This window comes from Flavobacterium sp. NLM (assembly GCF_002210235.1).
GTDB lineage: Bacteria > Bacteroidota > Bacteroidia > Flavobacteriales > Flavobacteriaceae > Flavobacterium > Flavobacterium panici.
This window is the reverse complement of the sequence record NZ_LIAC01000002.1, coordinates 469055-492002: the sequence shown is the minus strand read 5'-3', so window position 1 is coordinate 492002 and position 22948 is coordinate 469055. Positions and strand designations below refer to the sequence as shown.

The window sequence follows — 22948 nt, the reverse complement described above, 5'->3', positions numbered from 1 at the left end:
CTGCCCCCACTTAGAGACAGGCTCAAACTTTATTCTTATTTTTTAATTAACCAGCTTTCAACAGCTCTTGAAAAATCTGCTACATCAATTGGGTGACGGCTGGTAATAATGTTTCCATCTGTTACTACAGGTTGTTCCAAAATAGTTCCACCGGCATTTTTTAAATCTACCTGAATGTTCCAGTATCCCGTCAGCTTTCTTCCCTTTAAAATATCAGCGGAAGCCAAAACAACCGGGGCGTGACAAATAGCAGCAATTAGTTTTCCTGATTTATTAAAGTCCTGAATAAATTTGATTACATCTTTGTCATAACGCAGGTTATCAGGATTCCAGGCTCCTCCGGGAATAAATACCGCATCATAATCACTTACTTTTATTTGGTCTGCGGTACGGTCAAATTTTATCCATCCTACGGGCTGTAAGTATTGAATTGCCATAACATGTGTATTTGCCATTTCAGGAAATACTAAACCATATCTTTCTGGAGCGGGATTAAATTTTGGTGACACTATTTCAACTTGTGCTCCTAATTCTTTAAAATACCATACTGGTCCTGTTAATTCAATTTCTTCAAAACCATCGGCAACGATTACGGCAATTTTTTTCCCTTTTAGGACTGTTTTGTTTTTTACAGGTGTAAAGAAGAAATCTTTTAATGCTTCATTTCCTGGTGCGTTTAATAATTTTGTCACCGGCATATTTACAACGACTGACTGAGTAGACAATTGATTTACAACTTCTAATTCATGACTGTAGTTTGTTTTCATTTCATTTGTTTTTACGGTTACTTGTGCTTCTACATTTACTACAGCAAGTACGCTTGTCATACCTGCTGCAATGATTTTACTAATTGTTTTCATTTTTTTAGGTTTTAAATATTAATAATTTGTGTTGATTTTTTTCTGCTGAATGTTACTCCCGAGTAAGCGGTGCAAATTCGATTAGGTTATGAATTCCGTCCTGAAACGGCTGTTTTTTTATACTCGTATTCAGGTAATCTATTACGGGTTGAATTGGCGGAAAATTTAAATGATATTGAAATGCATCGTTGTTTCTGAATTTTTCGAAGGTTACAAATTGGGTTTTATCATTTTCCAATTGTGATAATTGATATGTTACTACACCAGCTTCACTTCTAAACTGCGGCATTGCGGTATGGTAAACTTCCATAAAGTTTTTCTCTGTTCCGGCTTTTGCATCTACAAAAAGCATAATGGTTAACTGATTGTCTTCTTTTTTACTTGTTCTTCTCCATTGTTCTTTATTGAGAGGTTCTAAATCTTTTACATAGATTATTTCCTCAGGTTTTACTAAAGCAGTTTGGGCAAGCTCTTTTACAGATTTTGAATTATTTTTATCCAATGCTGTTTTGTTCGTCCAGCGTTCAAATAACCAGATAACCGTTTTGTTGTTTTGTTCAAAATAAGCTTCAGACATAATGTTGCTTTCGTTTGAAAGCGATTTTTGAACGTACTCGCTTATGGCTTTTTGAAATTTTTCCAGATATTGCTCTTTTACTTCGTAGCGTGTAATTTTAGTTGTTTCATTTTGTGCTGACGCTAATGTGCTTTGCAATGAAAATAGAACGGTGAAAATCCCTAAGACTTTTTTAGAAACTGTGAGTTTTGCTTTTGTGATCATAACTTCTAAAATTTAAAGATTATTTATTTCCATTTTTAAAGATGAAAATGCCCAGATAATGAAATAATAAACCTACTGCCCATGCGCCAGTCTGCCAAAGCGGCCATAGATACGTTCTGTCTGTTAAAAACCAAATCGTCCAAATGGCAGGAATTGATAATACAAATACTAATAAGTGAATTCTGAAACCTTTTTTATGGTCAATGTGAGCAGTTGTATGCTCGTTTGCTAGATGTCTCATGATATTAAATTTTATTAATTGATTGTTTTATATAAGTTGTGTTCCTAATTTTTCTGTTTTTTTTAGCCATTTAAGGCGCTGTTCTTCTGTTGATTTTCTCATAAAACCAAAAGTGGTAAATTTGATAGGATCGAATCCTACGTAACCGAATACGATGTCTTTGAGGATTTGATATTGAGAAGCACGGTAGATGAGATAGAACCACCATTTTGGTGTGTCCATCGTAATTAACAGCCTAAGGCTTTTTCCTTTTAAAAGTTTTTCGGGGAAGATTTTTCCTGAGTGATGTTTAAATGCAAAATCAGGCATAAAGATTCTGTCTATAAATCCTTTGGTAATGGCAGGCATAAAACCCCACCAATTAGGATAAGACAATACAATGTGATCTGCCCAGGAAATGAGTTCCTGAGCCTGAATTAAATCTTTTTCAAGCGGTACTGTTTTTCCCGTTTTATATCCGTCAGCAAGATTTACGTCGAAATCAAGTTCAGAAATATAAATGGTTTTACAAATTGCTCCTGTACGCTCTACTCCTTTTTTGTAAGCATTAAGCAAGGCATTACAAAATGAGTTTTGAGAAGGATGACCAAGTATTAATAAGATATTCGTTTTCATTGCGCATCATTTTAATTTGACACTGCAAAGATTTTAAATAATGGAAAGTACTTCCTGACACAAATGTGTCAAAAACTATTGGTGCGCTAATTTTTGACGAATTCTGGTAAGTGTTTGTCTTTCAATACCCAGATAACTGCAAAGATGCGAAATGGAAATCCTGTTAAACAGCTCTGAATAACACTTTATAAAATCGAGATAACGTTCCTCGGCGGTTTGAAATATAAAGCTTTCGATACGGGCCTGCTGACGTTTTAAAATTTCTTCGGCAACTAATCGTCCGTATCGTTCAAAGCTCGGTAAATGCTCATAAATCCACTGTATGTTTTCATACGAAAGACAAACCATAATTACTGGTTCTAAACACTGAATGGAATATTTACTGGGCTGCTGTGTAATAAAAGCGGGATAATGTGTGGCATATTCACCTTCGGCATAAAAACCTACGGTAATTTCATTGCCTTCGTTATCTATAAAAGAAGAACGCACTAATCCGCTTGCTATAAAACCTATTGATTTTTGTACTTTACCGTATTGAAGAAAGAAGTCTTTTTTGTTGAATTCTTCAATAGTAATTTTTAAAGCAAATTGAGAAAGTTCAGCATCAGTAACATTAGGACAAATTTCCTTTACTGATTTTAGAAATATTTCTTTGGCCGAATTCATAATCATTATTTGCTTTGAAGCCTCTAATTTAAAAAGAATATTTTTTTAAAATGTAAAAACCAAACCATTATTTTCTACAAATAAAAATTTATAATGTGCTGTGTATTAATTTTTTATTAACTTTAACGTCCCATCAAAATTTAGCCAGCTGAATATTGTAACTTCCTAAATTTAAAATTATGAAATGGTTCGTGACTTTAAAAACAACATTTAAGGACAAATTTTTTAAATCTAACCTTAAAAAAAGTTTTGTGGATTTAGAGAAAGGAAAACAGCTTTATTCCACCAGCCATTTTCAAGAGGCTATAATTCATTTAGATAATGTGGTCAATTATGAATTTGATTCGACGGCTTATGAATTAAGGGCGAGTTGTTTTCAAAAACTGGAACATCATTATAAAGCCATTGAAGATTTTGATAAGGTAATTGAATTTAATCCGCTAGAGTTTTCTTATTACTACCACAGAGCCGTTTCTAAAAAAGCCGTTTTTGATTTTACGGGACAAATTCAGGATCTTCATAACTGTATTCATTATTACAAAAAGAATAAAAATATAGAAGTTGGTTTATTAAAAATATTTGAAACTGATTTAATAAACGCAGGAAACCATATCGAAAAACTGAAATACAATATCAGCTCTTTTCATCATAATTCTTATTTGGAAATAAAGGCATTACTAAATGATTGTTTTTACCAAATAAAGAAAATAAGGCTTAAAAGAAATAAAATTAGGACTCCTTTTCGCCAGATCAAAAAAGAAGGGATACCATCTATAATAAATCCTGAAATATAGATTACAGCTTCTTTTCAGATCCTGTTTTTATTTTTCTTAAGTTTTTATGGATGATGCTGCGGGTTGATTTTTTCTTTAGTTCATAATCTCTGGTACATTTTTGTAATTCTGCCAGTAAGATTTTAAAACAATTGTACAAAACATCGAGTTCTTCCATGTTTTGATAAATCTTAAGATCATCTTCTGATGTTGTTTGTACCGCAATAGATTCATCTTTGTATTTCTCAAAAATTTGCAGCAATTTTCGATGTTCAATGTTATCAATTCCCTGCATAACGAACGATCAATGTATTTATAATTTTCATGGTGTAATTTGCAAAAGCGGGTCAATATCTGTACTTATTATGCTGAGCGGCAATGATTGTACAGTTTCTGTTTTTATTTTGTTTGTGTTTCCTGATATTCTATTTAAGGCTCCTTGTAATAAAGTTTCAGAGCGGTTTCCTAAAGCAAATACTTCCGGCTGTTGTAATTCATTTAAAACTATTTCAGGGTTTATTCCTTTTGAATAATTCCCTTCGTGTCTGGCATTAAATAATTTATATATGGAAGGGTACAATATCCAGCCTCTTTTATCCGGATTTCGGTCGTCTACAATAGGAAATCCTGCTACATCTTTGCCAAATGTTTTTTCGCCAATTGTAATAACTTCCATATAAGGTTTTAGATTATTTATAATAAGTTCTGATGCCGATGCTGTCCTTTTTCCGCATAAAATATAAACTTTATTAATTCCAGGATGTGCATTGCGTAAAGCATCAAAACTTACTGAAGATTCATTGCTTTTTAAAGCTGTTGCAAAAGACTGGTCAACATTTCCTCCGTTTTGATTTCCTTCAAATTTTATAAAAAGATCATCAGCTTTAATATTTGGTGCCAGAATTATACTTAATGCTGTCGCAGATGAGACATCTCCTCCTCCATTATATCTTAAGTCTAAAACTAATTCTGTTATCGATTTGCTTTTTAATTCCTGAAACATCTGCAAATACAATTGTGCTTGTCCAACATCAAAATGCGGAATGCTTACATAACCAATTTTAGTATTGTTATTTTCGATTACCTGATACGGAATGGGCTGTAAAAAGGTAAAGCCCTGCAAAATAGAAACTGTTTTGGGACTAGAAAAACCTGATTGAGCAGAATAAGAAACGACTTTTAAATTGAGCTGCGTATCGGCAAGCATATTATTATACAGATTATCGTAGTTATCCAATTTCAATTCTGTTCCGTCAATATGAGTTATAAGCTGTCCTCTTTGTAAACCTGTATTTTTTGCCGGAGAATCTTCTAAAACATATAATATCACACCATAATATTTTCCTTCAAAAGCAATAAAACTTACGTCAAACCCGAATTTACTTCTAAGGCTTTTAGGCGAAGTTTCGGGTTTTTCGGGATGTATCGCGTAGGAATAAATATCTTCTGACTGCAATAATGTTTTAAAATATTCTTTTGGATCTACTGCTAAATTACCCTGGTTTTTTATTGCATTATTCCATAAATAATATCTTTTCATTTGATTGTACATCCAGTCGTTTACATATTCATTTGTGTTTTCTTCATAAGTTATTGGCTCATCTGTGTTTTCACACGAAATAAGAAACAGGACAAAAAATAAAAAAGAAAACAACTTAATGTGTAAACAGTTTTTCATTGGATATCATGGAATTAATTAGTTTTAATGAGCAGTAAAGTCAAAAAAATCTACCAGATTTAAACTTGCATCTACACTTTGAAATTTTCCGCTTTCATCTTTTCTTTCATCCAAAACGATTAATCCTGATTTGTTTGGCAGCATCAGCATCACTGTAATAACTTGTCTGCCGCTTATATAAGATTCAGTTGTATTGTGTTTCACCAATTCCATTCTGATAATTGGAGGCAGACTTGAAGGGAATTCTATAAAATCGCTGAAATTATCTTTGCCAATGTTTTTAACTACTCCTACTACTTCTCCGTTTACTTTGCGCATTATTCCGTCTAGTTTGCCGGTATAACCGCTGGCAGAATATTTATTAAGGGTTGGGAAAATAAATTTGAAACCGGCATTTCCTGTCTGTGTTATTTTACCTGGTTTCGTAGCCAAAACATTATTTATCCATAAATCTTCTTTGGTATAAAAAGAAATGGTATCAATAGGTTTTGCAGTTGTTAGTTGATAAGAATAAAGAAGCTGATTGCTTACTTTATTAGTAATTTCAACCAATTTTGTTTTATTTGAATAAAATACAAATTCGTGATTTTTAGCAACTTTTTTTATGTAGGCATTTGTTTTTCCTTCTGTCAGGATTTTTCCATCTACCGCTATCTGTATAGAATCTTTTTGTGCATTGTAACCTTGTATTACAACTTTTCCGGGCTGCTGCTCTTCATAATAAGGAACCATATCTTCATTGATGCAGGCCTGGCAAAGAATAAGTACAATTGAAAATAAAAGTATTGGAACAATTTTAGTTTTCATATTTTATATTTTGTCTTTATAATTATTTCTGAAAATAATTATCTGTTTACTTTTTGATAAATTTTATTTTTTTGGAAGTTGTATTATTTGATAGTACCAGAAAATAGATTCCCTGCGGAAGATTTGATACTGAAATGTTTTCTTTTAAATCTGCATTACTTTTAACTAATAATCCTGTAGAACTGTAAATTTTTGCTGCAAAATCTTCGTTTAGAAATTGTTCGCTTATTTCTAATTCTAAATTTTCGGCAACAGGATTTTGTTTAAGGCGTATAGTATTATTTTTATCGAAATCGTCAACACCTAAAAGTGCTTCGGCTGTGATCCATACTTTATCAACTTCATATCCAACAAAATTGCTGTTTTCATTTAATAAAGAAATATAAACATTTTGATTGCCTGTAAACTGCGAAATATCTACCACATAATCTTTAAATTCAGGATCTAATTGTGATATTCTTTCCATGTAAACGGTTCCTAAAAGTGTCGCTGAAGCAGGATCTGGAGATGTTCCTCCATAAATTAAAATGTTTTTGCTCCCGCCAAAAATTGCCATTTGTGCTGTAAAATTCAATTCAATTTTTCCGCTGTAATACGATAAATCTATTGCTGGCAGCATGGCCCAGTTTTGTTCTATTATATCAAGCGGTGCACCTGAATTTAAATCAATATTATAAGTACCTAATACATTAAAATTACCATCTTTGATACCGCCTGTACTTTCATCAAATTGAATGTTTTTTCGGGCACTCCAGTTACTGCTGTTGCCATCTTTGTCTAATAAAGTCCAATCTGAAACGTCACCATCCTCAAAATCATCTTCCCAAATTGTAAACTGGGCAGATGATACAGTTGTAATCATTAGTAATAAAAATAATAGTATAATTTTTTTCATATTTTATTTGTAAAAAGCATGGGCAGAAATGCTGCCCATGCTGAATTAAATATTGCTTAACCTAACGAATTAAAAACTTGAAAACTTAGTCCAGGTAGCTGTCCAAAGTGCTTCAGTTTTGAATGCACCTGTAGCACCTGTAAAGTCTAATGCTCCATCATTAAAGAATGGCTGAGTTAAAGACCATTTAGTTCCTGGAGCAACAGTAGATGTAGCGTTTCCAAAACCTAAAGCAACTGTTGTTGGCAATACTGGATTAACATATCCGTGGATAGATATTGCAGACCAAGTAGAACCAGTTGATACTGAAGGAGATTCCCAGTTGATTCCTCTGTTGTATCCTGTTACAGTAGCATCAGTAAGGCTGATTTGCCCTAATCTACGTACGTGGATACCGTTTTCATATGAGTTAGCAGCTGTTGCAGAACTAACACCAATAATAGATAATTGAGAAATAACAGGACGTGTGATAATTGTTGTAGAAGTTCCACCAGCATTGTTATCTAACTCGATACCATTAGAATCTGGTACTAAGTTTGGTGCAGTACCACTTGTACTGTGAGTGGAATTAATATCAGCAAGTGCAATTGCTTTTGTGATTGATCCTGTGTATCCTAAATCAAAATCAAAGTTATCATCATCCGGAGCAAAAGAAACTAAATGAGTAGCATTAACTCTACCTCCAAAAAACTCAAATGAATCGTCTCTACCGTAAGAAACCTGAACGTGGTTAACTGTAGTAAGAGCACCAACTCCACCAAAAGTTACACCATTGATTTCAACACCAGTTGCAGCATCTAAGATTCTACCAGCAAATTCAACACGAACATAAGAAATTGTTCCTGCATTGTGAGAAGCGTTAGATCCACCATAGTAAAAATCAGAAACATTTGGCTGATCACCTAATCCTTCGATAATATTAGTAGTTGATCCGTTATTTACCTGATCATCACCTAAAATTACAAGACCACCAAAATCTCCAGGAGCTCCTTTTGTAGAAGCGTTACCATCTAAAAGATTGTAACTTGTAAAGATAATTGGAGCATTTACAGTTCCTTGTGCATTAATTTTACCAGTTTTAGTAATTACAAGAACTCCTGTAGCAACACCAGCAGCAAGAGGTTTTGCTTTAATGTAAGTTCCAGCCTGAATTGTTAATGTAGCTCCAGATTTTACACGAACTACTCCGTTAATTTCCCAAACTTTGTCACTTGTCCAAGTTGTGTTAGTTGTAATATCTCCACTTACAGTTTGTACTGTTGCAGGATATCCGCTGTAGTCAGCCCCAGCAGCTTTCATAGAAAAAGAAGAATCAGCAGAAGAATCATCATTTTGGCAAGAACTCACAAGTAGAGCTACAATTGCGAACATAAAAAATTTTTTCATAATAATTTAATTATTGCTATATTTGCCGCTATTAAACTAGGCCTTTGGAGAGAGCAGCAAAATTTCTTTCCTCAGGTCTTTCTCGTTTTTGGTAAATTTGTTTTTTCAAACGCATCCGTTTTACCGTCCGGGGGAGCTTACCTAACTTCCATCTTTCACTATTAGGATTTTTTTCATTTCAATGAAAGGATCAACTTCGATTCCCTTTAAAATTTAAATACACAAAAAGATAAATGTCTTTGGATATGATAAACCTAATGCCTTTGTCTTCTTTTATTGTTTTGGCTTAAATTGAAGATTCCGTATATCTGCAGGTTTCATTTTTTATCTATTTAAATTTTTCGAGGAACATTTTAAATACTCTCAGCAAAAAGAGTTTTTATTTTACCCAACTTCTTTATTTATTAGTATTAGCTTTTGAAATAACAGAATATCATGGGTATTTTTTATTGTTAACTTTTTCTTAATATTCAGCAGGAAAATACTTATGATTATGAATTTAGTATTAACAATAGCTAATTTTAAAAATCATAGTTTAAAGAAATACTAATCGTTCTTCCGGCAAATGATTTAAAAACTACCTGATCGATATCCGGGTCATATTTATTGGTTGCATTTGCTCCAAGGCTAAATCTTGATCTTGGGTTAGATCCTGTAGGAACATCTTCTATTTTACTGTAGCTGTTTGTATTGTTGTAGGTTTGCACGCCTGTATCAAACATGTTTTTGATACTGAATTTAAACTGCAAGTCTTTTTTCTTGAAGAATTTATAACTCAGCTGCGCATCTGTTTGTGAGTAAGGCATGCGGATTTCTTCTGCCGAATAATCAAACCCAACTAAAATATACTGATCTCCAACGGCATTATGTCTAAGGCTAAACCCAAAACGGTCGCCTACATAATCCATTCCTAAGTTATAAGTATAAGGCGACTGCCCGTAAAGCGGTCTGTTTGCTTCATAAAGTCCTCCGGTGCCATCCAGATTAACGTATGAAGTAACTTTGGTATCATTTACAGAAGCATTTCCGTAAACAAACAAATGTTTTAAAAGATCACCTTCTCCTAAAAAAGAAAGATTTTTGTAGAACTCTAATTCAACTCCCCAAAGTTTGGCTTTGTTTGAATTAATATTATAGATATCCCTAACGCCAGACGGATTTAAATAACCTACGGCTTCAATTGGGTTATCTATGTCTTTATGGTATACACCAAAGGATAAAATCTCACCTCCAGAAGGAAACCATTCTAACTTTAAATCGTAATTATTAGCAACACTTGAAACTATGCCGTTTGTATAATTATAAATTTTAGCGGCACGAAGCGGGTCATAATATGGAATGCTTAATCGCTCTGCAAACTGCGGACGTAAAACTGATTTATTGTAACCCAATCTTACATTCATTTTATTAGTTGGACTAATAATTAAACTGGCAGATGGTAAAAATTGCCACACTTTATCATCTCCCTGGGCTTCTGAGAAACCATCTGGAGTTTCAGACTGGCTTTCTATTTGAGTATATAAATAACTTTCTGCTCTTACTCCCCAAACCAATCTTACGTATTGACCAATTTTATCATCGAGCATTAAATAAGGTGAATGTATTTTTACGTCTCCCACATATTTGTTTCCGTAGATGCCATATTTCTGCCATCCAAAACCACCATAATAATAGTTTGATCCGTCTAGAAATTCCGAAAGCGGCTCATAAATTGTTGCAAAAGCAGAAGGTTGACCAACTGTAATTAATTTAGCCGATTCCTGCTGATTGGTTGCTTTTTTATAAGTACCAAAATATCCTGCTTTGATATCGTTTGTAAAAGATTCTCCAAAATTAAAAGTGTATTTAAAATTGACTGCCCAATTGTAATCTACTTCATCATTTGTAAAATAACTTCGGCTAAACGGAAACCTGTTTCCATTGTTATCGACACTATAATTTGTTATAATATCATCACCTACTTTTCCTTTTCCTATGGCTACAAATGTGGCGTCTTTAGTATCTTTTGTAACATTTCCGTATGCTCCGTACCAATTCACTTCGAGTTTGTCGAATTTGTGATTTCCTTCCACTTTATTTTGAATAAATGTGGTGTAAACAGGATAATTAGACTCTGATGTAGTTGGTAAAATGCTTCCGCTTAGTATTTCCGGAATAGAATAAGCTCCATCTGCCCAGCCGCTAATTTGTGTTAACTGATTATTGTAAATATGCATAACAGTGTTACGCACTGTAATTTTATGGTTATCCAACTGAATTGCAGCATTAAACATTCCGCCTAATGTTGAATTATAATTATAGTTGTTTCCTGAATTTCTAAATCCGTATTTTGTAAAAGTCGAATAACTTGAATTGTCTTTCTCTGGAGTAAATTCAGAATTCATTTGGTAACTTCCTCTTTGAGTGTGTTCAATTTCTAAGGTTTCCTGCGTGTTTTTAAAAATAAAAGAACCTACAAACCCCCATTTGTTATTGTCTTTTAATTTATAAACACGCCCTAAACCAAACTGAAGCGTAGTTCCCGGTGCTCCATATGTTTTATAAGTACTAAAATTATCTTGGGTAAATTGTTTAGAATAATCAATAAAAGGTCCTGATGTCGCTAAGCTTGTTGGCGGATCTATTGTAGTATGATTAGTAGGATAATCACGTCTTCCGTCATCAAATCCCCAATAATCATAATCGCCTTCTTGTCTTGTTAGTCTGTCTTTAAAAGTACTTTTGCTGTTATAAGAATTACTAATAGAAAAATTGGTAAAGTTTTCTTTTGGGATATCTTTTGTTTTTACTTCTACATATCCTCCGGCAAAATTAGCATACATATCCGGCGTTGCAGATTTGCTTACAACGATACTTTCTACCATTGCAGTTGGAATAATATCAAACGAAAAATTTTGCTGATAAGCATCTGTACTTGGTAAAGCGATTCCATCCATAACGGCCTGGTTCCATCTTTCTCCCATCGAGCGTACTACAACATATTTATCATTTACAGTTGTAACTCCTGTAATACGTTTTAAGGAAGCCGCTACGTCTCTGTCCGGTGTTCTTGCGATTTGTTCTGCCGAAATACCATCAGAAAACTGTGCCGCCTTTTTTTGCTGTATTAACATTCCTTCAACCGAAGCTGTGGCCTGTTTATAATTTTGTACAATGATTACTTCATTTAGCGATTGTGCATCTTCCTTTAAAGAAACAACCAGTGGTGTCTCTTCTCCTTCCTCAACTTTTACATGAGTAATTTTTTGGGTTTGAAAAGAAATTACACTTATTTCAATAGTATATTCTCCGGCTTCAAGTTCTAAAATATAGCTGCCATCAATATCTGACTGTGCACCAAAACCGGTTTCAACCACTTTAATATTGGCTCCCGGAAGCGAAAGTCCGTTGTTGTCAACCACCTTTCCTACAATTTTCCCTCTCCTTTTTTTTTTAACTGCGTCGTTTCTTTTAACCGCAATATTATTGTCCGTTCTTCTAAAATCTAAATTGGTTAAGGTTTGTAAATCATTCAGTACTTCATCGATTGTTACATTATCTTTTTTTAAGGTAACAAGCGGAAAACTAAGGTCAAGATCTTTTTGATAAACAAATTGATAAGGTGTTTGTGATTTTAAATTATCAATGATTTTTTGAGGCGAAGAGTTTTTAAAATCAACCGATACGGTTCCTGTTTGCGAATAAATAGTGTTTGTTCCGAGAAAAAATCCCAAAAGCAAAATCCAGATGGCAATAAAATAATGCCTGGAAAAATCATTGTTCATAGTTGAAATTGTTAGTTTGTGTAATTAATTTTAATGAGATATTTTGCGTTAATTATTTTGTAGTTTTAAAATAATGGCTGTGAGACAGCAAATTGCTGTTTATTTTTTACCGATTATATAAGTGCTGTTTCCCGCCGGACTGATATGTATTTCTAAAGCAAAAGCAATAGTTTGCAGTGTTTCATAAAAGCCTTGTCGCGTATCCAGAGTTCCCTGTATTTTTAGATTTTTTAAATTGTCATCCAGATAATTCACCGTAAACTTGTGATCGCGCTGCAGTATTGTAATAACCTCATCGAGAGTTAAACCGTCAACATAAAGCAATACTTTTTTCCACTCTGGTTCAAAATTGTTTGTTTTCTCTTTATTAACTGTAGCCGTTTTTTCGGCATATATGGCTCTGTAACCTCTTTCAAGGAAAACCGTATTTTGTGTGCTTTCTACTTTTACTTTTCCTGTTCTAACACTTACCTGTGCATCATTGTCATTGTAGGCTTTAACATTAAATGAAGTTCCTAAAACAGTTGTCTTTACAGCGCCTGAAGTAATAATAAAAGGACGTGTAACATCCCGCTTTACTTCAAAAAAAGCTTCTCCTCTTAAAGTTATCTTTCGTTCCTTTTTTGAGAATTTTGCAGGATAATCAATTTCTGTATTTTGATTCAGCCAGACTCTTGTACCGTCAGGCAGCGTTATAAGACGTATATCATCTTTAAAAGTTATAGTTGAAGTAATTTTGGGCTTAGATAAATCTAATCGGTTTAAAGAATGATAACTTCCAATAGAAAGAACAATTACAGCACACGCCACGGCAGCCCAATTGTAAAGGTTTCTATATTTATGAATTGTCACCTTCCGAATATTATCCCACATTCGGGCTTCCGTATCATTTGGAAGAATACCTCTGTTGGGTATAGCATTCCATTCTTCTTTTAATTTTTTATTTCTCATTTAGATTTATTTAGAATCGAAAAATCATGCGCGAATCTCCCCGATTCAACTACATTAGATTTTCATTCTTTTAAATGTCACGGGGTATTGTTACTATTAACGTTTTCTTAATCTGCGAGAAGATTTGGCAGCATAAAACGTTTATTTGTCATTTCGACCGAAGGGAGAACCGAGCGATAGCGAACAGACGAAGTAAATCGCACGCGGGAATCCGTGCAGAATGTCACCAATCTTTGTCGAATTACATATAGGATTTCTCCTTTCGGTCGAAATGACAATATTGTCGCCAATCTTTGTAAACCGGATTGAAATCCGGCCCTACAATATAAATCGAACCTTCGGCTCTTTTCTGTTAATCTGAATTTCGAAATGACAAATTAATACGCAATAAATTCAGTCTGACTGATAAAGAAAAGCGCAAACCAATAAAGTTCATGGTTCTTCACCGAGTTTTTCTTTAAAAATTGTAAAGTTTTAGAGATTTGATTCGCTACGGCACTTGGAGACATATTCATTTCAACCGCAATTTCTTTGTAACTGCGGTCTTCGAATTTATGAAGACTGAATATTTTTCTTCTTTTTTCAGGGATTTTATTAAGCAGATATTCGATTTTTTCCAGCTGCGAACTGATATCTTCATCAGGTTCGGCAGCACTGTCGAGTTCTTTGATCAGCTGATCATCTTCTACAGAAAAAATTCGGTTTTGCTTTTTGTACCATTTTGAGATTTCCTGTTTGGAGCTTTTAAACAGAATGGCTTCAAGTGTAACATTTGGGTCTAATTTTGCCCGATATTTCCAAAGATGAATAAATACATTTTGCGTCACATCTTCTGAATCTGCGAGCTGCGCTGTATATTTTTTGACAAAACAAAAAACTTTAAAATGATACAATTCATATATTTCCTTAAAACAAGAATCATCTCCAGCACGCAACCTTAATATCAAATTAGAACTCATAATGCAATTTTAAATGTTAAAGAAGAGCCTTACAAAAGTATAATAAACATTTATTGGTATTTTTTACAATTTGGTCATTTAATAATTTATTAATATTGAAACCAGTTTCCTGTGTTTAAAGGGTTTTACGAGAGGCTCACGCATTTCTAAAAATCGCTGTATTAGCAAATCATTAAAAGATTTGTAATTTTGATGTATAAATCAGCAAGTAACTCCTCGTAATGAAAATTCATATTTTTGGCACATCCGGGAGCGGTGTAACGACAACTGGTGAAGCCTTATCCAAAAAATTAGATATACCTTACTTTGACAGCGATGCCTATTTTTGGGAGAAAACCCAAACTTATCATTCCATAGGAATGTTGCGTTGGTAGAAAAAATAGGATCAGTCGTTTTTGCGTTCCATAGGAACGTTTGACAGGTCAGATTATTAAAAAAAACAATGTCGGAAATCAAACGTTCCTACGGAACGTAAACCATTATAACAATATAATTTTCTACCAATGAAATGTTCCTACGGAACAAGGAAATATATAAATAATCGAAGAGACTCTCTCAAAAGTCAATACAGTTTTTTACTATAATTATTTTGTTTGTTATTAGTGACTTAATTGACCACTTTTTGATATCCGACTTATCATTCCGTTAGGAATGTTTCGTAGGTAGAAAAAAATAAAGATCAGCAACATTTGCGTTCCGTAGGAACGTTTGATAGCTCAGATTATTAAAAAACAATGTCGGAAATCAAACGTTCCTACGGAACGTAAACCATCATAACAATATAATTTTCTACCAATGAAATGTTCCTACGGAACATGGAAATATATAAAATAACCAAAGAGACTCTCTCAAAAGTCAATGCAGCTTTTCACTATAATTATTTTGTTTGTTATTAGTGACTTAATTGACCACTTTTTGATATCCGACTTATCATTCCGTTAGGAATGTTTCGTAGGTAGAAAAATTAAAGATCAGCGACATTTACGTTCCGTAGGAACGTTTGACAGGTCAGATTATTAAAAAACAATGTCGAAATCAAACGTTCCTACGGAACGTAAACCATAATACAATATAATTTTCTACCAATGAAATGTTCCTACGGAACAAGGAAACATGTAAAAATAAAAAAGAGGCTGTCCCGACTTTTGAGACAGCCTCTTTGCTTTTTTTAGAAAATTACTTCTTAGTAATCGCTTCTATTATTTTAGCATAAATTTCAGTGTTTTGATAAACACCCGCAAAATTTTGAGCTCCTGCTCCATAAGCAAAAACCGGAACCGGAACTGCTGTATGATCATTTGTGCTGAAACTTCCATGAACATAACCTTTTTCAATACTTCCGTCAATTAAGGAAAGGCCGCCTGTTTCGTGATCTGCCGTTACGACTAAAAGAGTTTCAGTATTATTATCTACAAATTCCATTGCCTGCCCTACTAATTTGTCAAAATCAAGCATTTCGCGAACCACATATTCAACATTATTACTATGTCCGCCGTAATCGATCTGTGCACCTTCTGCCATAATAAAAAACGGATTTTTTGATTTTGTAAAAGTACTTACTGTTTTAGCAAAAGATTTAGTTAAGAAATCTCCTCTTCCATTTTTCATCGAAACTACCGCCGCATCATCTGCAATAACAAATTTGCTGTTTTTAATAGTATCTAAAGCGCTGAATTTATCTGAAAAAGTATAACCTTTCTCCATTAATGCTTTAGATAAATCTTTCCCGTCTTTTCTGGATTTAAATTCTTTTGTTCCACCTCCAATTAAAATATCCGACGGACTATTTAAGAAATCATTTGCGATAGGTTCATTGTAACTTCTTTCTGGCTGATGTCCATAAAAAGCAGCCGGAGTTGCATCTGTAATATTCCCTGCTGAAATAATGGCTGTTTTATAATTCTTTTTAGCCAATTGCTGCGTAATTAATTCTAAAGGTTTTCCGCTTTCATCAACACTTATAAACCTGTTGTTGGTTTTATGTCCCGTTGCCATTGCTGTTGCTCCGGCTGCAGAATCTGTAATATAGCTGTCAGAAGCTTTTGTTATCGAAAGTCCTTGTGTTGGAATATTAAATAAACTTAACTGTCCTTTATTGGCTGTATAACCTGCATATATCTGCGTTAATCCCATTCCGTCACCAATTAAAAGAATAACGTTTTTAGGTTTCTTTTTGGCGAAAGCCGAAACATTTTTAGGAACATAAGCTTGATGAAATTCTGTATTTTGGTAAAACGTTGATTTGATATTATTAATGAAATGCGTCAACTCAGAAACATTATCTGTACCAATAAAATCAAGTTTTAAATTCATCAAAGTCATCCATGTATTTACGTTATCTGCCGTGCCCCAAAATCTTATTTTTTTATTCTGATTGTGGACTTTTTTAATCACAGCCTGAATTTTTTCTAAATCGGCTTGTGTTAAAACTCCTTTACCGTTCCAAGGCGTGAACACTTTTATATCTTCACTGATCATTTCAACACGAGCTAATTGCTCAGCAGAATATTCTTCGTTAAGCCTTCCGTCAAAATAAATAAATTCAGGATAATCCTTCCACTGTGCAGGATTTGGTCTGTTTCCAGAAATGACAACTTTAATATTTTTATTTACAATAATGTCAGGAAATGTTTTTAACTGCTGCGCAATAACTTTCAAAGTAGCATCGGCATCCGATTTAACATCAATCATTAAAATCAAAGGTTTATTGCTTGGATAAGCTTTACTACCTAAACTTTTTAATTTTAAAGAAAGAGGTTCCAAATACATGCTTTTTAATGTATTCTGAGGCGTAATGTCTTTAAAGTTATGCGCCACAAACAATTCATTATTTACTACAAAAACATCGGCTTCAATAACGCCGGTTTCGTTTGAATACGCCCCGTAAAACGGAAGCGGACTTGCATAATCATTATGCGAATGTATGTTAGAAGAACTATATTCCTGTGCTTGCACAAACAGGAAGAATTGAAGGCAGAAAAGGGTGAATATTTTTTTCATTGAAAATGTTTTTATTAATGCTGTTTGTTTTTTGCCACAGATTTAATGGATTAAAATGATTTTTTGGATTGCTTTGTGTAAAAAGGTTTTTGCCACGAATTACACTAATTTTCACGAATTATTTTTTTGATTCTTGCGTATAAAATTTGTGGAAATTCGTGTAATTCGCGGCTAAAACAATATTTACTAATGATCTTTATTTTTTGCCACAGATTAAAAGGATTAAAATGATTTTTGAATTACTTTGTGTGAAGGTTTTTGCCGCGAATTGCACGAATTTTCACTAATTATTTTTTTGATTGCTGCGAATAAAATTTGTGGAAATTCGTGCAATTCGTGGCGAAAAAAAAATCCTTTTTAATCCTTTTAATCTGTGGCTAAAAAAACAATAATAACCAGTCCTTCAAAAAAAGACTGGTTTTATAATATTTGATACTGCAAATTATTTTTTACCGCCTGCAGACTCCACAACAAGCCTGCAGCGTAAAAAAAAAATAAACAAACAAACTAATTAATTGTGAATGGTAAATTGTTAATTATAAATTATTAATGGTTCACGACTAATTGATAATTAACCATTCACAATTCATAATTAACCATTAAATCACCATCCTTGGTTTTGAGTCAAAGCTCCTTTGCTCACAGCGATTTCATCTGGTGGTATTGGCCAAACGTGGTGAATCGCCGGGTTGAAATTACGAGCCGGATAAATTACAGTTCCGTTATAATGGTGAAGCGGTTTTGCGTAAGTTTCTTTTGCATCTCCCCAACGCACTAAATCAAAATGACGGTCTGTCCACTCACCTGCTAACTCGCATCTTCTTTCTCTTTTTAAATCAGTCAATGTTGCTCCGGCAAGATCGCCAAGACCTGCGCGTTGACGAATCAAATTGATTTCAGTATCTGCGTTTTGACCTTTCATTAATTTGGCTTCTGCTAACATTAAAAGTACATCAGCATAACGTAAAAGCGGCACATTTAAAGCTGTTGAAGGTTTGTCTCCGTTTGCATTTACATAACGAATATCTACAGCTCCCGAATTGGTTTTTGGATAACTAAACGGCTCCATATATTTTTTAAACTGATAACCAGTTCTGTTACTTGAACTTACAATGTTTTTGCCTTCGTTAAAAGTTACTTCTTCTCCAAAATAAACGAATTTATCTCCTTTTTGAAGTATTGTAGCGCTTCGTCTTTTATCAGTTGGATCATAGGTATCAAACAATTCTTTTGTTGGATAAAAATTCCCCCAGCCATTGTAAGCTCCCCATCCTTTATCTTCTAAACAAACTCCAGGAAAAATTGAACCCAAACCTGTATTTTCTGCACTAGAAGTTACAGACCAGATATATTCTGTAGACCAGTTGTTTTTAATTTTAAATACATCTTCAAAATTGTCAAGCAGTTTATGTTTTCCACTTGCAACAATCATGTTCGCATATTTTATAGCATTATCCCAATCTTTAGCATACAAGTATGTACGAACTAAATAAGCCCATGCAGCCGTTTTGTGTGCGCGTCCGTAATTGTCTGGCGTAAGCTCATTAAAATAAGGTAATAAATCAGCGGCTTTCTTTAAATCGGCAGCGATATAAGCGTAGTTTTCTCCAACGTTTTTAGCACGCGGAACGTAAACGTTTGTAAAATTTTCTCTGTCCTGAATAGGAATTCCGGCACGATCGTCTCCATAATGATATGCTAATTCTAAATGCATTACAGCATGATTAAAATAAGCTTCGCCCAACATTCCGTTTTTTGTTTTTTCATCCAAAGGAATATTCGGAATATTACGAATTACGTCGTTACAGCGTTTCATAATTTCATAGTGAAGTCTCCAGATATCTTTTGTATCAGACTCAGCTCCGTCAACAATAAAATTTTTGATACGTTCTGCATTTTGTCTTGGTTTTGTTCCGATATCGTCGCTGGCGTTGTTTAACCAAAAGAAACCACGACCGTACATATTATCATCAGAATACAAAGCATAAATCGAATTTACTCCTGCTTGTGCATCTGCCGGAGTTTTCCAGAAATTTCCGCTTGACGGCGCTCCCTGTGGAATTACATCAAGTTCACTTTCGCAAGCTGTGGTGCTTACCAATAGCACAAAACTCAATAATAAAAGACTTAATTTTTTCATTTTGTTTATTTTATATTTTTAAAAAGTAGCGTTTACACCAGTCATATAAATTCTTGAAAGTGGATATTTACCTACATCCATTCCGAAGTTTCTAAGACCAACTTCCGGATCCATTCCTGAATAATTGGTAATCGTAAACAAGTTTTGTCCAGAAATAAAGAATCTTAATTTTGCTTTTCCGTTTAACCAGTTTTCTTTAACTGTATATCCTATTGACACGTTTTTCAATCTTAAGAAAGAAGCATCTTCGATATAGAAATCAGAGATTCTTCCGAAGTTATTGTTGTTGTCTGTTGAAGATAAAACCGGAATATTAGTATCTGTATTCGTTGGTGACCAGGCATTTTTAGATTCAGCCAATAAATTGTAACCTGGGAAAGAACCGTTTAAACCTGTATGTTTTACAGCATTGAAAACACTGTTTCCTGCAGCTCCGTTAAAAAAGATATTCATATCGAAACCTTTGTATTTGAAGTTCGCATTTAAACTGTAAGTTGTTTTAGGAAACGGACTTCCAAGCACTACTCTATCGCTGTTATTAATAACACCGTCTCCGTTTTCATCTTTAAATTTAATATCTCCCGCAACAGCATTTGGCTGATACGCTACTCCATTTGCATTTACATACGCTTTTGCTTCTGCAGTACTTTGGAACAATCCGTCAGTTGCGTATCCGTAAAATGCACCAACCGGACTTCCAACCTGATAAATATTTGCTAATGGTAAACTACGAACTCGGCTTAAGTTTAAAGGCTCAAGTGAAGTCAAATCATCTTTAATAGAAACGATTTTGTTTGTTAAAAATGCAGCGTTTGCTGTTACATCAAATTTAAATTCTCCACGTGTTTTTTGGTACGTTAAACTTGCTTCAAGACCTCTGTTTTCTACATCTCCAGAATTCACGATTCTGCCAAGAGGCGTTCCAGACACTCCAGGAAGCTGGTCACGAACTAACATGTCTTTGTTTGTTTTTACATAAGCATCTACAGATCCTACAATTGTATTGTTAAACATTGTAAAATCTAAACCAATATTAGTCTGCTCAGAACTTTCCCATTTTAAATTAGGATTTGATAATTCACTTTCGGCATAACCGTAATTAATTACCGGAGTTGCTCCAATTAAAGCTGATGTCTGCGTAAGAGGCACACTAAACTGGTAAGGCCCAAGGTTTCCTAAGTTTCCTATTTGTCCCCAGCTTGCACGAAGTTTTAAATTGCTTACAATTGGGTTTATGCTTTTCATGAAACTTTCTTCAGAAATTAACCATCCTGCCGAAACTGATGGATAAACTTTCCAACGGTTATTTTGTAAAAGTTTTGAAGTTCCGTCGCGACGTACAATTCCTGATAATAAATATTTTTGATTGAAATCGTAGTTTAACCTTCCCACATAAGAAGAAATAATTTCATCAGATAAACCTGCTCCTGTCTGTTGAATTACTTTAGCATTTAGTAAATAACGCTGGGATGGATCTTCGTTATCGAATCCAGTTCCTTCCACAGTATAATAATCTCTTTTTGTTTCCTGATACGTATATCCTGCTAAAGCTTTGAAGTTGTGTTTTCCTAATGATTTTTCATAAGAAATAGTTTGCTCGCTCAATAAATCAGTCGTGGTCATTGACTTTTTCGTCAATCTGTTAAAGTCGAATATTTTTCCCGGTTCAGTAATTTTAACCGTAAAATCTGTTGCGTTATCTTGTATTCTTGTATAACCCCAGTTTGATTTCACTTTTAAACCTTCAATAATTTCCCATTCTGCATAAGGATTGATTAAAACTGTAGAAATTGGATTTCTGTTGTCTAATCTTTTTAAGTAAGCAACCGGATTAATAACGTCTCCGTAAGAACCGATATATTTTTCAGGAACTCCTCCAAATTGTCCAGAACCATCTTCTCTGTAAATTGTTGCATTTGGCGGATAAAAAATCGCTCCTAAAATTGCTCCTGTATAAGCGCTTGATGTATTAGCAGACTGACCATCTGTTAAGGAATATGATAAATTTTCTCCAAGTGTAAAATTTGGAGCCAGTTTAAAAGAGGTATTTGCTCTTACGGTATAACGGTTTCCAAAAGTATTTAACAAAATACCTTCGTTTCTTCTATAACTTCCTGAAAGAAAGAAATTTGATTTTTCTGTTTTTCCATTTATCGAAAGAGATAAATCCTGAATTTCTCCTGTACGGAAAATTTCGTCCATCCAGTTTGTTTTTGTCGTTCTTGCTGTTGGTTCAAAAGCAGGATCAAAAGCAGGAATTCTTGGTAAACCCGCATTATCTCTTGCAGTATTCATGGCATCAGCATATTCTGCAGCGTTTAAAACATCTAATTTTTTAGCCACATTTTGAAAACCTCCCTGATAATTTACGTTTACATTAATTTTATCCGAAATTCCTTTTTTAGACGTAATTAAAATTACACCTCCAGAAGCTCTTGCTCCGTAAATCGCTGCTGATGCCGCATCTTTCAAAACGCTGATCGAAGCAATATCATTTGGGTTAATCGTATTTAACGAACCACTGTAGATAATTCCGTCTAAAACAATTAACGGTGTTTCTGCGTTTAAAGATCCAATACCACGAATATTAATTGTTGGCGAAGCTGTTGGATCTCCTCCATCGTTGATAACCGTAACACCCGCAACAGTTCCCTGCAATAATTCACCTGCATTGTTATACGTTCTGCTTGATGCTTCTTTCATAGAAACAGATCCTACAGATCCTAAAACTTCATTCTTTTTTACACTTCCGTAACCCATAACCACAACTTCCTGAAGCTGTTTCATATCGGCTGCTAATTTTACAGTGATATTTTCTGATTTTGTTACTTTTATTTCTTGTGTTACATAACCAACATAAGAGAAAATAAGTACCGCTTCAGATGCGTTTATTTCCATTTTAAACGTTCCGTCAAAGTCTGTTGCCGTTGTTGTATTAGAACCTTTGTCTTTAATTCCAACTCCCGGCAATGGCATATTATCGTCTTCGCCAAAAACAGTTCCCGAAACAATAATTTTGTTTTGATCATCCGTTAAACCGGCTACTTTTTGCGTTTTTTTAATTACAATATTGTTGCTTACAATTTCATATCGAAGCGAAAAATTACTGCATATTTTATCTAATGCCTGCTCCAGTTTAACGTTCGTAAGTTTTAAACTGATTTTTTGGTTCGTATTAACTTGATTTGATTCGTACATAAAATGAACGCCAGCCTGATTTTCAATTTTTTGAAAAACATTCTTCAAGCTTTCATTTTCTACCTTTAAAGTTACTTTTTTATCAAAATCAATATTTCCGGCATTTATTAATCCGGTAAAAAACAAAGCAATAAATAAGATTACTTTTGCCCACATAGCTTTTTTAATGCTTTGAAACTTTACGACGTACCGCTTTTGTTTTTCATTCATAGTTTTTGGATTTTAAGTTTGGCT

General features: G+C 33.9%; 18 protein-coding genes. 2 read left to right on the top strand and 16 right to left on the bottom strand.

All coding sequences use genetic code 11. From position 1 onward, the window contains the following. Positions 1-35 precede the first annotated feature (35 nt). The 5 genes from APR43_RS04045 to APR43_RS04025 form a co-directional block, all read right to left on the bottom strand. Positions 36-860, bottom strand: coding sequence for a DJ-1/PfpI/YhbO family deglycase/protease (locus tag APR43_RS04045; RefSeq protein WP_053472690.1), 825 nt, complete (start codon positions 858-860; stop codon positions 36-38). A gap of 52 nt (positions 861-912) precedes the next feature. Then, complete coding sequence (locus APR43_RS04040; RefSeq protein WP_053472691.1) at positions 913-1641, bottom strand: putative quinol monooxygenase; 729 nt, start codon at positions 1639-1641, stop codon at positions 913-915. 19 nt (positions 1642-1660) lie between these two features. Beyond that, the gene (locus tag APR43_RS04035; RefSeq protein ID WP_053472692.1) at positions 1661-1882 is read right to left on the bottom strand and encodes a 2TM domain-containing protein; all 222 of its coding nucleotides are present in this window, start codon (positions 1880-1882) and stop codon (positions 1661-1663) included. 27 nt (positions 1883-1909) lie between these two features. Beyond that, entirely contained in the window at positions 1910-2497 is a 588-nt protein-coding gene (locus APR43_RS04030) for an NAD(P)H-dependent oxidoreductase (protein ID WP_053472693.1), read from the bottom strand. 75 nt (positions 2498-2572) lie between these two features. Then, complete coding sequence (locus APR43_RS04025) at positions 2573-3169, bottom strand: Crp/Fnr family transcriptional regulator (protein WP_205720328.1); 597 nt, start codon at positions 3167-3169, stop codon at positions 2573-2575. Positions 3170-3414: 245 nt separating this feature from the next. On the opposite strand from APR43_RS04025, the gene APR43_RS04020 reads away from it, so the two are divergent. After that, positions 3415-3957 carry a hypothetical protein gene (locus tag APR43_RS04020; RefSeq protein ID WP_123959110.1) on the top strand — a complete coding sequence of 181 codons (543 nt, stop codon included), beginning with the start codon at positions 3415-3417 and terminating at the stop codon, positions 3955-3957. A 1-nt stretch (position 3958) separates the two neighbouring features. Here APR43_RS04020 and APR43_RS04015 read toward each other — a convergent pair whose 3' ends face one another. The 8 genes from APR43_RS04015 to APR43_RS03980 all read right to left on the bottom strand — a co-directional run bounded on the left by APR43_RS04015 (position 3959) and on the right by APR43_RS03980 (position 14376). Continuing rightward, positions 3959-4231 (bottom strand): hypothetical protein, encoded by a 273-nt coding sequence (locus APR43_RS04015; RefSeq protein WP_053472695.1) that lies wholly within the window; start codon positions 4229-4231, stop codon positions 3959-3961. Positions 4232-4258: 27 nt separating this feature from the next. Next, entirely contained in the window at positions 4259-5614 is a 1356-nt protein-coding gene (locus APR43_RS04010) for a S41 family peptidase (RefSeq protein ID WP_053472696.1), read from the bottom strand. Between the two features lie 24 nt (positions 5615-5638). Further along, positions 5639-6421, bottom strand: coding sequence for a hypothetical protein (locus tag APR43_RS04005; RefSeq protein ID WP_053472697.1), 783 nt, complete (start codon positions 6419-6421; stop codon positions 5639-5641). Positions 6422-6467: 46 nt separating this feature from the next. After that, positions 6468-7316 (bottom strand): T9SS type A sorting domain-containing protein, encoded by an 849-nt coding sequence (locus APR43_RS04000; RefSeq protein WP_053472698.1) that lies wholly within the window; start codon positions 7314-7316, stop codon positions 6468-6470. A gap of 69 nt (positions 7317-7385) precedes the next feature. Continuing rightward, the gene (locus APR43_RS03995; protein WP_053472699.1) at positions 7386-8702 is read right to left on the bottom strand and encodes a hypothetical protein; all 1317 of its coding nucleotides are present in this window, start codon (positions 8700-8702) and stop codon (positions 7386-7388) included. A gap of 521 nt (positions 8703-9223) precedes the next feature. Next, positions 9224-12466 (bottom strand): TonB-dependent receptor, encoded by a 3243-nt coding sequence (locus tag APR43_RS03990; protein WP_053472700.1) that lies wholly within the window; start codon positions 12464-12466, stop codon positions 9224-9226. 99 nt (positions 12467-12565) lie between these two features. After that, the gene (locus tag APR43_RS03985) at positions 12566-13417 is read right to left on the bottom strand and encodes a FecR family protein (RefSeq protein WP_053472701.1); all 852 of its coding nucleotides are present in this window, start codon (positions 13415-13417) and stop codon (positions 12566-12568) included. Positions 13418-13794: 377 nt separating this feature from the next. Further along, positions 13795-14376 (bottom strand): RNA polymerase sigma factor, encoded by a 582-nt coding sequence (locus APR43_RS03980; RefSeq protein ID WP_053472702.1) that lies wholly within the window; start codon positions 14374-14376, stop codon positions 13795-13797. A 221-nt stretch (positions 14377-14597) separates the two neighbouring features. Here APR43_RS03980 and APR43_RS03975 point away from each other — a divergent pair, with 221 nt between their 5' ends. Further along, a complete protein-coding gene (locus APR43_RS03975; protein ID WP_108422155.1) occupies positions 14598-14750 on the top strand; it encodes a shikimate kinase in 153 nt (50 codons plus the stop codon). 802 nt (positions 14751-15552) lie between these two features. Here the strand turns inward: APR43_RS03975 and APR43_RS03970 are convergent. The 3 genes from APR43_RS03970 to APR43_RS03960 all read right to left on the bottom strand — a co-directional run bounded on the left by APR43_RS03970 (position 15553) and on the right by APR43_RS03960 (position 22924). Then, positions 15553-17376 (bottom strand): alkaline phosphatase, encoded by a 1824-nt coding sequence (locus APR43_RS03970; protein ID WP_053472703.1) that lies wholly within the window; start codon positions 17374-17376, stop codon positions 15553-15555. A gap of 604 nt (positions 17377-17980) precedes the next feature. Then, positions 17981-19516 carry a RagB/SusD family nutrient uptake outer membrane protein gene (locus APR43_RS03965; protein WP_053472704.1) on the bottom strand — a complete coding sequence of 512 codons (1536 nt, stop codon included), beginning with the start codon at positions 19514-19516 and terminating at the stop codon, positions 17981-17983. An 18-nt stretch (positions 19517-19534) separates the two neighbouring features. Beyond that, on the bottom strand, positions 19535-22924 hold the full coding sequence (locus APR43_RS03960; protein WP_053472705.1) for a SusC/RagA family TonB-linked outer membrane protein: 3390 nt from the start codon (positions 22922-22924) through the stop codon (positions 19535-19537). Positions 22925-22948 lie beyond the last annotated feature (24 nt).